This is a genomic window from Streptomyces cyaneus, assembly GCF_004028635.1.
GTDB classification, from domain to species: Bacteria; Actinomycetota; Actinomycetes; order Streptomycetales; family Streptomycetaceae; genus Streptomyces; species Streptomyces cyaneus.
In genome coordinates this window covers 369,788-383,509 of record NZ_RQJW01000005.1, presented here as the reverse complement: position 1 = coordinate 383,509, position 13,722 = coordinate 369,788, and the positions used below count along the sequence as shown (strand labels likewise).

The window sequence follows — 13,722 nt, the reverse complement described above, 5'->3', positions numbered from 1 at the left end:
CAGTCTCAATCCCTGCCCAGTACCAACGTCCCCGACGAGCAGAACCATCCCCCGGTCGCCGAAGCGACCCCCAGCCGAGGCAACTCCCCGTCCCGCCCCCGCACTTGCCGCTCCCCGCCCTCCCCCCGCAACTGCCGCACCGCCTCCACCAGAAGGAACAGCCCCCGCATCCCGGGATGTTGGGCCGACAGCCCGCCCCCGTCCGTGTTGACCGGCAGCTCCCCGCCCCGCACCAGCAGCCGCCCCTTCTCCACGAACGCCCCGCCCTCGCCCTTCCCGCAGAAGCCGAGGTCCTCCAAGGTGACGAGGGTCATGTAGGTGAAGGCGTCGTAGATCTCGGCGAAGTCGATCTCCGCCGGGCGCACCCCGGCCCGCTCGAAGGCGAGCCGCCCGCTCATCGCCGCCGGGCCCACCGTGAAGTCGGGCCACTCGGACATCGCGGCGTGCGAGACGTGCTCCCCGGTGCCGAGCACCCACACCGGGGCCGTACGGCAGTCCCGTACGAAGTCCTCGGCGGCCAGCAGTACCGCCGCGCCGCCGTCGGAGCGGATGCAGCAGTGGAGTTTCGTGAAGGGGTCCGCGATCATCGGGCCGCTCAGCACGTCGTCGACCGTGATCGGGGCGCGGAACATGGCCTCGGGGTTCAGGGCGGCGTTCGCCCTCGCCTGGACCGCCACCTCCGCCAGCTGCTCGATCGTCGTGCCGTGCTCGATCATGTGGCGGCGGGCGGCCATGGCGTACTTGGCGATGAGCGTGTGGCCGTAGGGGACCTCGAACTGCAGCGGGCCCCGGGCGCCGAAGGACAGATTCCCCGTCCGCCGCCCCGCCTTGATGTCCGCGCGGGCCGTGGAGCCGTAGACCAGGAGGACGGCGTTCGCGTGCCCCGCCGCTATCGCGTCCGCCGCGTGGGCCGCCATGACCTCCCAGGTCGAGCCGCCGACGGAGGTGGAGTCGACCCAGGTGGGGCGCAGGCCCAGGTACTCGGCCACCTCGACGGGGGCGAGGGTGCCGAGCCCGGCGGACGCGAAGCCGTCCACCACCTCCCGGCCGAGCCCCGCGTCGGCCAGGGCGCGGCGGGCCGCCTGGGCGTGCAGGGCGTACGGGGTCGCGTCGTCCACGCGGCCGCAGTCGGAGAGGGCCACGCCGACCACGGCGACTTTCCGGTTCCGGGCAGTCATGAGAGGCCTCCAACCCCTGTGTGTCCAAGCTCTGTGCATCTCGTTGCGGCCCTCCTAATATGACGGCCCGTCAGATCTGGAGGGAAGAGCCGGAGGAAAGAGCCCATGGACGCCAGCTTCACCCCCGAGCAGGACGAGATCCGCCGTACCCTCCGCGAGCTGCTCCACAGCCGCTGCGGCCCCCGCGAGCTGCGCGCCGCCCTCGACACCCCCGCCGGACACGACCCCGCCCTGTGGACCGCCCTCGCCGAGCAGCTCGGCCTGCCCGGACTGGCCCTCCCCGAGGCGTACGGCGGTGTCGGCTGCTCGGCGACCGAACTCGCCCTCGCCTGCGAGGAGGTCGGGCGGGCGCTGGCCCCCTCCCCCCTCCTCGCCACCGCCGTCCTCACCGCCCCGCTGATCACCGCCCTCGGCACCGAGGCCCAGCGCGCCGAACTCCTGCCCAGCCTCGCCTCCGGCACCCTCACCGCCGCCCTCGCCGTCCCCGGCACCGCACTCGCCGCCGCCCTCGCCCTCACCGGCACGGGCGACGGCGACTGGGCCGGCGGCGGACGTGCCGGGGGCGTGCAGGCGCGGCGGGTGGAGGGCGGCTGGCGGCTGTACGGACAGGTCGACCAGGTGCTGGACGGCCACAGTGCCGGGCTGCTGGTGGTCGCCGCGCACGCCGGGGGGTTCGCCCGGTCGCGGACGCTGCTGTTCCTGGTGGCGGGGGATGCCGCAGGAGTCGTACGGCAACGGCAGACCGCGCTGGATGCGACGCGACCGCGGGGGCGGGTGCAACTGCGGGATGTGGAGGCGGAGTTGCTGGGGGAGGAGGACAGTACGGATGTGCTGGGTGCCCTCGCCGATGCGGGGAACATGGTCGCCGCGGTCCTCGCCTGCGAGGCCGTGGGGGCCGCTGACCGGGCGTTGGAGGCGACCGTGGAGTACGTCAGGCAGAGGGAACAGTTCGGCCGACCGATCGGCTCTTTCCAGGCGGTGAAGCACAGGCTGGCAGATGTGTACGTGGCGGTGCAGGCAGCAAGATCGGCGGCCTATTACGCGGCCTGGGCCGCAACGCCCCCCAGGGGCGCGGGGAACTGCGCGACCAGCCACAACGAACCCGCAGACGCCCGACAACACATCGCGGCACCCCCAGAGGCGCGCCTCGCCCTCGCCCAAGCCCTCGAAGCGCTCCGCACGGCCTCCGCCGAAGGCATCCAGCTCCACGGCGGCATCGGTTTCACCTGGGAGCACGAGGCCCACCTGTACTTCAAACGGGCCGCCGGCGACGAGCTCCTCTTCGGCCCCGCCCACCGCCTACGGGCACACGCCGCCGACACGGCCCAGCTCTTCGAGACATCCGCGGAGCGGGAGGTGGCGGTGTGATCGGCGCACGGATAGTGCAGAAGGTGTCCTCGACACGCGGCTTCGCCAAGGTCGCCCCCCACGTCATCCCCGCCCTCGACCGTGCCGTGCACCGCCTCACGCGCGGAAAGGTGCTGCTCAGCGCCCAGATGCTGCCCGGCGTGATCCTGATCTCGACCGGTGCCCGCAGCGGCCTGCCGCGCCGTACGCCGCTGGCCTGCATGCCCGAGGAGGGCGGCCGCAGCTGGATCCTCGTCGGCTCCAACTTCGGCCGCGCCGGCCACCCCGCCTGGACCGCGAATCTCCTCGCCCACCCCGACGCCGAGGTCAGCTGGAAGGGCCGGGACATCCCCGTCACGGCCCGACTGCTGGAGGGGGAGGAGCGGGCGGCCGCCTGGAAGGCGGTGCTGGCCTTCTGGCCGCCGTACGCGACGTATCAGGCCCGGGTGGAGCGGGAGATCCGGCTCTTCAGGATCGTCCGCAGGTCATAGCGTCAGAATCTGCCGCAGGTCACAGCGTCGCCAGGCGCTGTACGAGGAGGAACGCGCCGATCCCCAGCATCGCCGCCCCGGACGTGCGGGTGACCGCGCGTGCCGCCGCCGGGCGGGCGCCGAGGACCGCGCGGGCCGCGAGGCCCACCGTCAGATAGACGGCGGCGCAGCACGCCATGTGGAGCAGTCCGAGTACGGCGGTCTGGGCCGGGACCGGCAGGTGGTCGCCCTTCGTCACCAGGAACTGCGGCAGTACGGACAGGTAGAGCAGCAGGCCCTTGGGGTTCAGGCCGCTGATCGTGGCGCCGCGCAGAAAGACCCGGGCCGGGCTCGTGGCCACGGTCTCCTCGGCCGCCCCCGGCGTGCCCGGCCGGCGCAGCACACTCCAGCCCAGCCACACCAGGTACGCGGCCCCTGCGGCCGTCAGCGCGGTCAGCAGCCTCGGCTCGCTCGCCACCAGCACCGCGAGGCCTGCCACCGCGAGCACCGTGTGCAGCGCGTACCCCGTGACCAGGCCCGTCACGGCCATCACCGGCGAGCGGTCGCGCAGCCCGGCGGAGATCGCGTACGCCCAGTCGGCGCCCGGTACGCAGACGAGCAGCAGGTCGATGGCGAGGAAGGAAAGGAGCAGTCCGGAGTCCATGGTGGCGACATTAGGCGGAAATGGCCCGAAAGTGTTGTCGAAGTTTGCTCGCTACCGGCGGTTATGAGGGAAGATCTGCCTCATGGACGACGTGGACAGAAAGATTCTTGCCGAGCTCCAGCAGGACGGGCGGCTGACCGTGACCGAGCTGGCCGCTCGGGTGCGGCTCAGCGTCTCGCCGTGCCACCGGCGGCTGCGGGAGCTGGAGCGGGTCGGAGCCATCAGCGGGTACCGGGCCGTCGTGGACCCGGCGGCCGTGGGACTGACCTTCGAGGCGCTGGTCTTCGTGTCCATGCGGCAGGAGGACCGGGACACGGTCGCGGGGTTCGAGCGGGCGATCGCGGACATCCCCCATGTCCTGGACGCGCAACGGCTGTTCGGTGAGCCCGACTACCTGCTGCGGGTGGCCACCGCCGACCTCGCCGCCTTCCAGCGGCTGTACGACGAGCGGCTGGCGACCCTGCCGGGGGTGCAGCGGCTGACCTCGACGCTGGTGATGAAGCACGTCGTACGGGATCGTCCGCTGCCCGCATAGCACGGCAGGCGGCGGCTCACGTCGGGTGAGCCGCCGCCTGCCAGACAGGACTTGAGCTGGACGTGACTACTTCGTCGGCTTCTTGCCGGTCACGCCCAGGTGTACCAACAGGGCGAGGTTCGGCTTGAGTTCAGCCTGTTTTACGCCCCACGTCTGGAAGCCCTTCTGGTGCGAGGCCACCGCCGCGAGCATCGCGACGATCGAGCCCGCGACCGCGGCCGGGTTGACGTCCTTGTCGACCTTGCCCTTGGCCTGCAGCTGAGTGACCGCTTCCGACAGGGAGTTGTTGACGGAGTTCAGGATCTTCATGCGGATCTTGTAGAAGCGTTTGTCGCCCTCGGACGCGCCGAGGTCGACGACGCGCAGGATCGCGTCGTTCTTCCGCCAGAACTCCAGGAATCCGTCGACGAGTTCCTGCGCCGTCTGCCAGCCGGCCTTGCCGACCCAGCTGCGGCCCTCGACGAGCTCGGTCAACCCGGCGCCCTCGGTGGCCATTTGCTCGGCGATCTCCAGGACGGCGCCCTCGACGTCCGGGAAGTACTGGTAGAAGGTCGCGGGTGAAGTGCCCGCCTTCCGGGCGACATCGATGACTTTGACGTCCCGGTAGGGGGAGGAGCTGAGCATCTCGCTGAGGCAGTCGAGCAGCTTCTGCCGGGTCGCCTGCCCACGCCGACCGGCCACGCGGCCGTCGACGGTACGCACTTGTCCTGTCATGTCGTCAGCTTACCGAGGCGTGATCGGGGCGCGATTCGGCCGACTGCAAATGGGGTGCAGGAGGATGCGGAGGCTGGTGTGCCTGGTCTGCGCGGTGCGTAAGACGCCGTTACTTTGGCCGCATGGCCGAAAACAGGGCATCCGCAGACGGAACGGGATACTCGGAGGGCGTTCCGTGCTGGGTGGACGCGCAGCTTCCCGACGTGGAGGCGGGCAAGCGGTTCTACGGTGAGCTCTTCGGGTGGGACTTCGAGGAGGCGTACGACTCCACCGTGCTCGCCCGGCTGGACGGCGAGCCCGTCGCCTCGCTCTCGCGCAAGACGGACGGGCGGTTCCCCACCGTGTGGACGGTGTTCTTCGCCACCCCGGACGCGACAGCGCTGGCGAGGCGGATCCGCGAGGCCGGGGGACAGGTGGTCACCGCGCCCGTGGAGGTGGGGGCGGGTCTCGGGACGGCCGCGCTGGTCACCGACCCGGAGGGCGCCGTCTTCGGGCTCTGGCAGGCCGGCGAACACACCGGGTTCGGGCGCCGGCACGAGGTCGGCAGCTTCGGGTGGGCCGAGCTGTACGCCCGGGACACCGAGGTCGCCAACGACTTCTACGGCGGGCTCTTCGCCGACGCCCTGTTCGGGCCGGACGCCAAGCCGGACTTCGGGCGGGCGGCCGTCGAAGAGGTCTTTCCGGCGATGATGCCGCCGCATTTCGTCGTCCACTTCCGGGTGGAGAACTGCGAGGCCGTCCTCGCCACGGTGACCGGGCTCGGCGGACGGGTGCAGGTGCCGCCCTTCGAGACGTCGTACGGGAAGGTCGCCGTGGTCACCGACAATCAGGGGGCGTCCTTCGCGCTGCTGGAGCGCCGCGGAGCGCCGGAAGTCTGACCGCACTCTTCTCTCGCCCTTCCCTCACTCTTACCTCCGGCGTCCCAACATGCGAACCGGCGCTTCCCGTCGGGCGTCGGGGTGTGGTTTTGTCCCAAGACACCCCGTTCCGCCCTTGGGTTCGCAACCACGCCCCAGGACAGGAAGAATCAGGGTGCGTGCCGCCAAGGCGGTGCGGTGGTGAGACGCTGCACGGGGTCGCGTAAACATGTCGGTGGCGCGGCTCGTACGGGGAGGTGGCAGGCAGAGTGGTGGATCAGCTGACGCAGCACGATCCGCGCAGGATCGGGCCGTTCGAGGTGCTCGGACGGCTGGGTGCCGGCGGCATGGGGCTGGTCTATCTCGCGCGCTCGGCTTCGGGCCGGCGCGTGGCGATCAAGACGGTCCGGACCGAGCTCGCCGAGGACCAGCTCTTCCGCGTCCGCTTCACGCGTGAGGTGGAGGCGGCCCGGGCGGTCTCCGGCTTCTACACGGCGGCCGTCGTCGACGCCGACCCGCGCGCGGCCGTTCCGTGGCTGGCCACCGCGTACGTTCCCGCGCCCTCCCTCGAAGAGATAGTGAACGAGTGCGGGCCGCTCCCGGCCCAGGCGGTGCGCTGGCTGGCGGCGGGGGTGGCGGAAGCCCTGCAGTCCATCCATGGCGCGGGTCTCGTCCACCGCGACCTCAAGCCGTCGAACGTGCTCGTGGTCGAGGACGGCCCCCGAGTCATCGACTTCGGTATCGCATCCGGCGTTTCGAACACGCGTTTGACGATGACGAACGTGGCGGTCGGTACGCCCGCCTACATGTCGCCCGAGCAGGCCAAGGACTCGCGGAGCGTGACCGGCGCGAGCGACGTCTTCTCGCTCGGCTCGATGCTGGTGTTCGCCGCCACCGGGCACCCGCCCTTCCATGGCGCCAACCCGGTCGAGACCGTCTTCATGCTGCTCCGTGAGGGCCCGGACCTCGAAGGCCTCCCGGACGAGCTGCGCCCGCTCATCGAGTCCTGTATGCAGATGGAGGCGACGGCCCGCCCCAACCCCGCCGACCTCCAGGCCCAGCTGGCCCCCCACCTCTTCGGCTCAGGCTCCGACGACAGCGGTACGGCGTCGGCGTGGCTGCCCGAGCGGGCGGTGAGCCTGATCGAGTCGCGGCGCGGCGGACGCCCGGCGGCGAAGCCGTCGACGTCCTCCGGTCGCAGCGGTGGCCGCGTCGCCCCCGCCCCGGTCCCCGTGCCGCCCCCGCCCCCGCACGACCCGGTGGTCCCGGTCCCGCAGCCCGCGCCGGTCCCGGTCGGCGCCCCCGACACCGGCCCCGTACGCCTTGCGGGCGCTGCCGTCCCGATCGGCCCCGGCCCCCGCGTCGCCGACGTCCGCGCCGCCGCCGTCAAGGCGCCCCCTCCAGAGGCCGGCCTCGTCGCCTCCTGGTCCCGCCCCACCCCCGGCGTCAACGGCACGGACCCTGCCGTGGGCCCCGCTGTACCGGCACCGCCGCCCGCGCCCCCGGAGGCGGCGGCCGGCTGGCGCCCCTGGCGTTTCCGCATGTCGAACGACGTCTGGGGCACCCCCTCCGTCGCCGAAGACCTCGTCTACGTCACCTCCTTCGAGGTCCACGCCCTCGACGTGGCCACCGGCCGCCGCCGCTTCAAGACGCGGGACGTGGCCTGGTCGATGGCGGTCGCGGACGGCCGTATCCACGCCTCCGACGGGCCCACCCTGTTCGCCCTGGAATGCCGCGAGGGCGCTGACCTGTGGCGCCTGCAGACGGACGCCTGGGTGTACTCCCTCAAGGCCGAGCGGGGCACGGTCGTCACCGGCACCCGCGGCGGCGGCGTGCAGGCCTGGGAGGCCTCGAACGGCCAGAAACTGTGGGAGATCACCGGGGCGCAGACCGACTTCGAGTCCCCGGAGGCGGGCCCGGCGCTGTACGACGGCACCGTGTACGTCTGGAAGGACGCCCGCCTGCGTGCCCTGGACGCCCGCACCGGCGACGAGCGCTGGTCGTACCCCATCGGCGACGCCGCCTCCTGCGGCGGGGTGCCGGTACGGGTGGCGCAGGCCCCGGACGGCTATGTGTACGTGTCGGCCGGCACGCGCGTGCTCGCGATCGACGCGGCGAGCGGTCACGTCCGCTGGCACTTCGAGGCCCCCGCGGTGTTCCTGTGCCCGCCGACCTTCGTGCCGGGCCCCGCGGTGACGGGCGGCGGCGTGTACCTGGCCGACTACCTCGGCACGGTCTACGCCCTGGACGCCACCGACGGCCGCGACCGCTGGCGCATCGCCACCGAGTCCCGCTCCTCCATCGAGCCGGTCCTGGTGGCCGGCGGGCACGTCCACGTCGGCAGCGGCAAGGGCCTGTACACGCTGGACGCGGTCACGGGGACGCCGAAGTGGCGCTTCCAGGCGGGCGGCGACATCGTGGGCGCACCGGCGGTGGCGGAGGGCCGTATCCACTTCGGCTCCACGGACCACCTGCTCTACACCCTGAAGGCCGACGACGGCCGCCTGAGATGGAAGCTCGCCACCGGCGGCGAGATCACCGGCTCGCCCGTGGTGAAGGACGGCGTCGTGTACGCGTGCAGCAAGGACCGCTGCGTGTACGCGTTGGACGCGGAGAAGGGCACAGGGACGGCCAGAACGGCCTAGGGCAAGCGCCTGGTGGCACCCGATGGCACCAGGTAGCGCCTGATAGTGCCTGGTAGCGCTGATGTCACCCGATGACGGCCGTCGTGCCGGATGCACGGAAGGGGCCGGACGGCGGCCGTCGCCGGGGTGAAGCGGTTTCGTGGCCTGCTGGGGGCTTTCTTCACCGCTCTCACACAAGACGCTACGCCCGGTGAGGGATCCCCGCCATGCGGCGCTGCTAGCGTGACGTGCTCACGATCAGTACGGCGGGGTTGCAGAACATTTTTCGGGGGTTGGACAACGTGAAGATTCGCCATGTGCGCGCGGTGGCGGTGGCCGTCTGCGTGGTGGTCGCCCTGACCGGAGCCCGGCGCTCCCACGGTGGCGGGTGCGACGACAGCTCGAGCTCCCACAGCTCGTCGAGCAGTTCGGGCGGCACGTCGGGCGGCAGCACCTACTACGACGACGATGACGACTACGACACGGGGTCGTCCTCGGGCGGCGGTGCGCAGGCGAGCGAGGGGCCGTCCGCGGAGAGCACCGGGGACGTGAAGATCGAGACGTGCGAGTACGACGCGGCAAGGGGGATCGTCGCGCGCGTTCGCGCCACCAACAGCAGCGCGACCACGACGTACTCCTACACGTTCGACGTCACCTTCAAGGACGCGACCGGCACGACGTTGGACACCGTCACCTCCGGGATCCTCGCGGTCGACGCCGGTGCCACCGAGACCGTCGACGCCGTCTCCCGGCAGAGCACCTCCAGCGGCGGCAGCTGCGAGCTGGGCGGCGCGATGCGCATGGCCGACCACTACTGATGCCGCGGCGCCAGGTCACCGGGTCCTGAACTCCCGGCGCCGCGCCCGAAACAGCTCCGCCTGCCGCTCACCTGGCAGGTTCCCGAGCGTGATCAGGTGCGGTGCCTGGGCGAAGGCGTGGGCGAGGGCGGTCTCCCTGGCCGCCCACAGGGCCCGCACGGTCCCCTGTACGCCCTGCGTCGGATATCCGGCGATCACGGCGGCACAGTCGAGCGCGGCCGCCAACGCCTCGCCGGGCTCGGTGAGTTCGGTGACCAGGCCGATCTCGTGGGCCCGTCGCGCCGACAGCCTCTCCGCGCTGCCCATGAGCGCCATCCGTGCGACCTCCCCGTGCGGCATGCGCAGTGCCATGAGCATCGACTCGTAGGCGCTGACCATGCCGTAGGTGGTGTGCGGGTCGAAGAAGGCGGCGGTCGGGTCGGCGACGATGAAGTCCGCCTCGCCGAGGAGGTAGAAGGCGCCCCCGCAGGCCATGCCCCGCACGGCGGCGACGACCGGCTTCCACAGGTCGTTGGACTTCGGCCCGACCCGGAGCAGCGGATCGTCCATCATGTACGGCGAGTCGGGCTGCGGCACGACGACATCCCGGTCCAGCCCCGTGCAGAAGGCCCGCTCCCCGGCACCGGTGAGTACGACGGCCCGTACGTCGTCGTCGAACCGCAACTCCCGCCAAGCCGCGACGAGTTGGTCCCGCGTCGCGAGGTCGATGGCGTTGTGGCGTTCGGGCCGGTCGAGGGTGACGACGGCGACGCCGGTGTCCTTGTCCCTCGTGATGGTGAGGCTCATGGGCGTTCCAGGACCCATTGGGGCAGGCCGGTGCCGCTGAAGACGGCGTGCACCTTGGCGCCGATGCGGATCCGGTCCGGAGGCAGGGAGTTGAGGGGAGCGTCCGGGCCCGTGACGAGGTTGCCGACCAGGCGGATGCGGGGGGCGTCGGTGAGTTCGACGACGACGACGTTGTACGGCGCCTGCTCGGCGTAGTCGGGCAGGAGGGGTGGGTGGGGGACGACGTACGACCAGATGCGGCCCTGACCGCAGGCCCTGATCCATTCGCTCGCGAAGGACTGGCAGTGCGGGCAGCAGGGGCGGGGCGGGAAGCGGGGTTCGCCGCAGTCGGCGCAGGTCTGGACGCGGAGCTCGCCCTGGGCGGCGTACTGCCAGAAGGGGGCGCCGTCGGGGTCGGTGACGGGGGAGAGCATCTGCGGTCAACTCCTCAGGAGCAGCGCGGAGGTGGGGACGCCTTCGCCGGCGGTGACGAGACAGGTGGCGGCGCCGGGAACCTGGGCGGTGCTGGTGCCGCGGAGCTGCTTGACGCCTTCGTTGATGAGGTTGAAGCCGTGGACGTAGGCCTCACTGAGCCCGCCGCCGCCGGTGTTGAGGGGCAGTCGTCCGCCGATCTCCAGGGCCCCCTGCTCGGTGAAGGCGCCGCCCTCGCCCCTCCCGCAGAACCCGTACCCCTCCAGCGAGAGCGGTATGAGGGCCGTGAAGGCGTCGTAGATCTGGGCGACGTCCACATCCTGTGCAGTGAAGTCGGCGTGCTTCCACAGATGCCGGGCGGCGGTCCAGGCGGGGCCGGTGAGCGGGTCGTCGTTCCAGTAGTTGACCATGCCGTGGTGCTGGGCGGGCAGGCCCTGGGCGGCGGAGTGGACGTAGACGGGGGTGTGCCGGCAGTCCCGGGCGCGCTCCCGGCTGACGATCACGCACGCGAGGGCCCCGTCCGTCTCCAGGCAGTTGTCGAAGAGGCACAGGGGCTCGCTGATCCACCGGGAGGTCATGTACATCTCGCGCGTCAGGGGCCGTTCGTACATCACCGCGGCGGGATTCTGGTTGGCCCTGTTCCGGCAGGCGAGGGCGACGTTGAACAGGTGGTCGCGGGTCGCGCCGTACTCGTGCATGTAGCGGCGGGTGAGCATGGCTATCTCGTCGGCGGGGCGCAGCAGGCCGTAGGGCCGGGTCCACTGGGCGGGGGTGGGCAGTTGGGCGGCGGTGTTCCGCCAGGGCCGGGGCCCGCTGCCGCGCTTGCGTGACCGCCAGGCGACGCCGACCGTCGCCTGTCCGGTGGCGATGGCGGAGGCGAGATGCGCGACGGTGGCACACGAACCCCCGCCCCCGTAGCCCACCTTGCTGAAGAAGGTCAGATCACCGAAGCCGACCGCCTTCGCGAGCTCGACCTCGTCCGTCTCCTCCATCGTGTACGAGGCGAGCGCGTCGACCTCACCGGGCGCGATCCCGGCGTCGTCTAGGGCGGCGAGGACGGCACGGCAGGCGAGGGTCTTCTCGTCCTCGGGGAGGTGTTTGGCGAAGGGCGTCTGTCCTATGCCGACGATCGCGGTCGCGTCCTTGAGTCCGGCCATGTGCACACCTCCGCGCTGCGGACGGGCTGCTGACAGGGCGTCAGGCTACAGCTAATCTGACGGGTAGTCAGCTAGTGAGTTCGGGGAGGCCCATCGTGGAGTGGCAGAGCATCCCGGAGCTGGTCCGTCGGGCGGCCGAGCGGTACGCGGACACCGAGGCGGTGGTGGAGGGCCGGACCCGGATCTCCTACGGCGAACTCGGCGCCCGCGTCGAACGGTCGGCGGCGGCCTGCCTGGCGAACGGCATCGCGCCGGGTGACCGGGTCGCCATCTGGGCCCCGAACACCCTGGACTGGATCGTCGCGGCGCTGGGCGCGGTGTCGGCGGGGGCGGTGCTGGTACCGGTGAACACGCGGTTCAAGGGCACGGAGACCGCGGACGTGCTGCGCCGCAGCGGGGCCCGACTGCTCTTCGTGACCGGCACCTTCCTGGGCACCTCGTACGTGGCGTCGCTGCGCAGGGCGGTCGCTCAGGGGCCGGGGCTGCCGAAGCTGGAGCAGGTGGTCGTGCTGTCGGACGACGCCCCGGCGGACTTCCGTACCTGGAAGGACTTCCTGGCGAGCGGGGACGGGGTGGGCGAGGCGGCGGTGCGGGCGCGCGCGGCGGCAGTGGAAGGCTCCTGGCCGTCGGACATCGTCTTCACCTCCGGTACGACGGGCCGTCCGAAGGGTGCGGTGATCAGTCACGCCCAGACGCTGCGGGCGTACGAGGTGTGGAGCGACCTGGCGGGACTGCGGCAGGGCGACCGCTACCTGATCGTGAACCCCTTCTTCCACACCTTCGGCTACAAGGCCGGGGTGATCGCCTGTCTGATGCGGGGCGCGACGATGATCCCCCAGCCGGTGTTCAACGTCGGCACGGCCCTGGCGAACATCGCGGCGGAACGGGTGTCGGTGCTGCCGGGCCCCCCGACCCTCCACCAGTCTCTCCTGGACCACCCGGCGAGGGCGTCGTACGACCTCTCCGCGCTGCGGCTGGTGGTGACCGGTGCGGCGGTGGTGCCGTTGCGGCTGGTGGAACGGCTGCGCGGGGAACTGGGCGTGGAGACGGTCCTTACGGCGTACGGCCTCTCGGAGGCCAGCGGCATCGTGACGATGTGCCGCCGCGGCGACGATCCGACGGTGATCGCGTCGACGTCCGGACGTGCGATACCGGGCACCGAGGTCCGGGTCGAGGCCCCGCCCGGCGAGCCCGGCGAGGTTCTGGTGCGGGGCTTCAACGTCATGCGGGGCTACTACGAGGACGCGGCGGCGACGGCCGAGGTGCTGGGGGAGGACGGGTGGCTGCGGACGGGCGATGTGGGCGTCCTGGACGAGGCGGGCAACCTGCGGATCACCGACCGCATCAAGGACATGTTCATCGTCGGCGGCTTCAACGCCTACCCGGCGGAGATCGAGCAACTGCTCGGCCTGCATCCCGAGGTGGCGGACGTGGCGGTGATCGGCGTACCCGATGCGCGGCTGGGGGAGGTCGGCAAGGCGTACGTGGTGCGGCGGGCGGGTGCGGTGCTGACCGGGGACGACCTGATCGCGTGGGCGCGGCGGGAGATGGCGAACTACAAGGTGCCGCAGGTGGTGGAGTTCTTGGGGGAGCTGCCGCGGAATGCGAGTGGGAAGGTGGTCAAGGGGGAGTTGCGGGGCAACTAGACCGGTGCGCCGACGCGTCGGGGGCCGTGCCGGGGGCGCTTGAGCTGAGTGGGGACAGCAGCCGGGGAGAGTGACCTGTGGGGGGCGGGAGGGGAACGGTGCGCAGAGGGTGTGGGGACGGGACGCGGCATCGCGTGCGGCTCAACGCGGGACGCGCCTCGTCAGGACACACGACGGCCGCGGCGGCTCCCCTCCGCGCCGCCGCGGCCGATCCCCGTGGGAAGGAGGCTTCAGCTGGTCGGCTCGCCGGTGGCGTGCGAGTTGTCCGTGGTGGCGTCGCCGGTGCCCTCGTCGGCGGCGAGGACGGTCTTCAGCGGCTCGCTGGTGGCGTGGCTGTTCAGCGTGGTCACCTTGGCGGCCTCGGTCTTCGTCGCCTCTGCCTCAGTGGTCTTCTTCTCGTTGCTCATGACTGGCTCCCCTGAATGTTCGTGGTGCGGTGAGTGGTGGGACCGGCCCGGCAACTCCCCCGCGGGCTGCCGGGCCGTTCACCTCCGGGCCGCAACACCTTAAGGTGC

The 13,722-nt window shown here is 71.7% G+C and carries 14 protein-coding genes; 7 read left to right on the top strand and 7 right to left on the bottom strand.

All coding sequences use genetic code 11. The features are described from left to right. Window positions 1-5: 5 nt before the first annotated feature. The gene (locus EHO50_RS20305; RefSeq protein WP_128431741.1) at window positions 6-1,178 is read right to left on the bottom strand and encodes a thiolase C-terminal domain-containing protein; all 1,173 of its coding nucleotides are present in this window, start codon (window positions 1,176-1,178) and stop codon (window positions 6-8) included. Window positions 1,179-1,283: 105 nt separating this feature from the next. Between EHO50_RS20305 and EHO50_RS20300 the strand changes: the two genes are divergently transcribed. Together EHO50_RS20300 and EHO50_RS20295 are read left to right on the top strand one after the other, a co-directional pair. After that, entirely contained in the window at window positions 1,284-2,546 is a 1,263-nt protein-coding gene (locus EHO50_RS20300) for an acyl-CoA dehydrogenase family protein (RefSeq protein WP_128431738.1), read from the top strand. Then, window positions 2,543-3,016, top strand: coding sequence for a nitroreductase family deazaflavin-dependent oxidoreductase (locus EHO50_RS20295; RefSeq protein ID WP_128431735.1), 474 nt, complete (start codon window positions 2,543-2,545; stop codon window positions 3,014-3,016). The genes EHO50_RS20300 and EHO50_RS20295 overlap by 4 nt, the downstream gene beginning before the upstream one ends. Before the next feature lie 19 nt (window positions 3,017-3,035). Here EHO50_RS20295 and EHO50_RS20290 read toward each other — a convergent pair whose 3' ends face one another. Then, on the bottom strand, window positions 3,036-3,659 hold the full coding sequence (locus EHO50_RS20290; protein ID WP_128431732.1) for a LysE family translocator: 624 nt from the start codon (window positions 3,657-3,659) through the stop codon (window positions 3,036-3,038). Window positions 3,660-3,741: 82 nt separating this feature from the next. Here EHO50_RS20290 and EHO50_RS20285 point away from each other — a divergent pair, with 82 nt between their 5' ends. After that, window positions 3,742-4,194 carry an Lrp/AsnC family transcriptional regulator gene (locus EHO50_RS20285; RefSeq protein WP_128431729.1) on the top strand — a complete coding sequence of 151 codons (453 nt, stop codon included), beginning with the start codon at window positions 3,742-3,744 and terminating at the stop codon, window positions 4,192-4,194. 66 nt (window positions 4,195-4,260) lie between these two features. On the opposite strand, the gene EHO50_RS20280 is transcribed toward EHO50_RS20285, so the two are convergent. Beyond that, a complete protein-coding gene (locus EHO50_RS20280) occupies window positions 4,261-4,908 on the bottom strand; it encodes a TetR family transcriptional regulator (RefSeq protein WP_128431726.1) in 648 nt (215 codons plus the stop codon). 122 nt (window positions 4,909-5,030) lie between these two features. On the opposite strand from EHO50_RS20280, the gene kbpA reads away from it, so the two are divergent. From kbpA to EHO50_RS20265, 3 genes are all read left to right on the top strand, one after another. Continuing rightward, on the top strand, window positions 5,031-5,786 hold the full coding sequence (gene kbpA, locus EHO50_RS20275; protein ID WP_128431723.1) for an AfsK-binding protein KbpA: 756 nt from the start codon (window positions 5,031-5,033) through the stop codon (window positions 5,784-5,786). A 248-nt stretch (window positions 5,787-6,034) separates the two neighbouring features. Next, window positions 6,035-8,410 (top strand): protein serine/threonine kinase AfsK, encoded by a 2,376-nt coding sequence (gene afsK / locus EHO50_RS20270; RefSeq protein ID WP_128431721.1) that lies wholly within the window; start codon window positions 6,035-6,037, stop codon window positions 8,408-8,410. A 281-nt stretch (window positions 8,411-8,691) separates the two neighbouring features. After that, window positions 8,692-9,207, top strand: coding sequence for a hypothetical protein (locus EHO50_RS20265; protein ID WP_128431718.1), 516 nt, complete (start codon window positions 8,692-8,694; stop codon window positions 9,205-9,207). Between the two features lie 15 nt (window positions 9,208-9,222). Here the strand turns inward: EHO50_RS20265 and EHO50_RS20260 are convergent, their stop codons facing one another. Genes EHO50_RS20260 through EHO50_RS20250 form a run of 3 tightly spaced genes read right to left on the bottom strand, consistent with a single transcriptional unit; the run spans window position 9,223 to window position 11,561 of the window. Then, window positions 9,223-9,993 carry an enoyl-CoA hydratase/isomerase family protein gene (locus tag EHO50_RS20260; protein ID WP_128431715.1) on the bottom strand — a complete coding sequence of 257 codons (771 nt, stop codon included), beginning with the start codon at window positions 9,991-9,993 and terminating at the stop codon, window positions 9,223-9,225. Then, the gene (locus EHO50_RS20255; protein WP_128431712.1) at window positions 9,990-10,406 is read right to left on the bottom strand and encodes a Zn-ribbon domain-containing OB-fold protein; all 417 of its coding nucleotides are present in this window, start codon (window positions 10,404-10,406) and stop codon (window positions 9,990-9,992) included. Before EHO50_RS20255 ends, EHO50_RS20260 begins: the two co-directional genes overlap by 4 nt. A 6-nt stretch (window positions 10,407-10,412) precedes the next feature. Further along, complete coding sequence (locus EHO50_RS20250; RefSeq protein WP_128431709.1) at window positions 10,413-11,561, bottom strand: lipid-transfer protein; 1,149 nt, start codon at window positions 11,559-11,561, stop codon at window positions 10,413-10,415. 95 nt (window positions 11,562-11,656) lie between these two features. On the opposite strand from EHO50_RS20250, the gene EHO50_RS20245 reads away from it, so the two are divergent. Next, window positions 11,657-13,207: a FadD3 family acyl-CoA ligase gene (locus EHO50_RS20245; protein ID WP_128431707.1), complete on the top strand. Its 1,551-nt coding sequence runs from the start codon at window positions 11,657-11,659 to the stop codon at window positions 13,205-13,207. A gap of 230 nt (window positions 13,208-13,437) precedes the next feature. On the opposite strand, the gene EHO50_RS44070 is transcribed toward EHO50_RS20245, so the two are convergent. Continuing rightward, on the bottom strand, window positions 13,438-13,614 hold the full coding sequence (locus tag EHO50_RS44070) for a hypothetical protein (protein WP_164904892.1): 177 nt from the start codon (window positions 13,612-13,614) through the stop codon (window positions 13,438-13,440). Window positions 13,615-13,722: the final 108 nt, after the last annotated feature.

Bases quoted from the DNA above. Each gene is read 5' to 3' on its own strand.
- EHO50_RS20305 (WP_128431741.1), bottom strand. From the start codon at position 1,178: ATGACTGCCCGGAACCGGAAAGTCGCCGTGGTCGGCGTGGCCCTCTCC.
- EHO50_RS20300 (WP_128431738.1), top strand. From the start codon at position 1,284: ATGGACGCCAGCTTCACCCCCGAGCAGGACGAGATCCGCCGTACCCTC.
- EHO50_RS20290 (WP_128431732.1), bottom strand. From the start codon at position 3,659: ATGGACTCCGGACTGCTCCTTTCCTTCCTCGCCATCGACCTGCTGCTC.
- EHO50_RS20285 (WP_128431729.1), top strand. From the start codon at position 3,742: ATGGACGACGTGGACAGAAAGATTCTTGCCGAGCTCCAGCAGGACGGG.
- EHO50_RS20280 (WP_128431726.1), bottom strand. From the start codon at position 4,908: ATGACAGGACAAGTGCGTACCGTCGACGGCCGCGTGGCCGGTCGGCGT.
- kbpA (WP_128431723.1), top strand. From the start codon at position 5,031: ATGGCCGAAAACAGGGCATCCGCAGACGGAACGGGATACTCGGAGGGC.
- EHO50_RS20260 (WP_128431715.1), bottom strand. From the start codon at position 9,993: ATGAGCCTCACCATCACGAGGGACAAGGACACCGGCGTCGCCGTCGTC.
- EHO50_RS20255 (WP_128431712.1), bottom strand. From the start codon at position 10,406: ATGCTCTCCCCCGTCACCGACCCCGACGGCGCCCCCTTCTGGCAGTAC.
- EHO50_RS20250 (WP_128431709.1), bottom strand. From the start codon at position 11,561: ATGGCCGGACTCAAGGACGCGACCGCGATCGTCGGCATAGGACAGACG.
- EHO50_RS44070 (WP_164904892.1), bottom strand. From the start codon at position 13,614: ATGAGCAACGAGAAGAAGACCACTGAGGCAGAGGCGACGAAGACCGAG.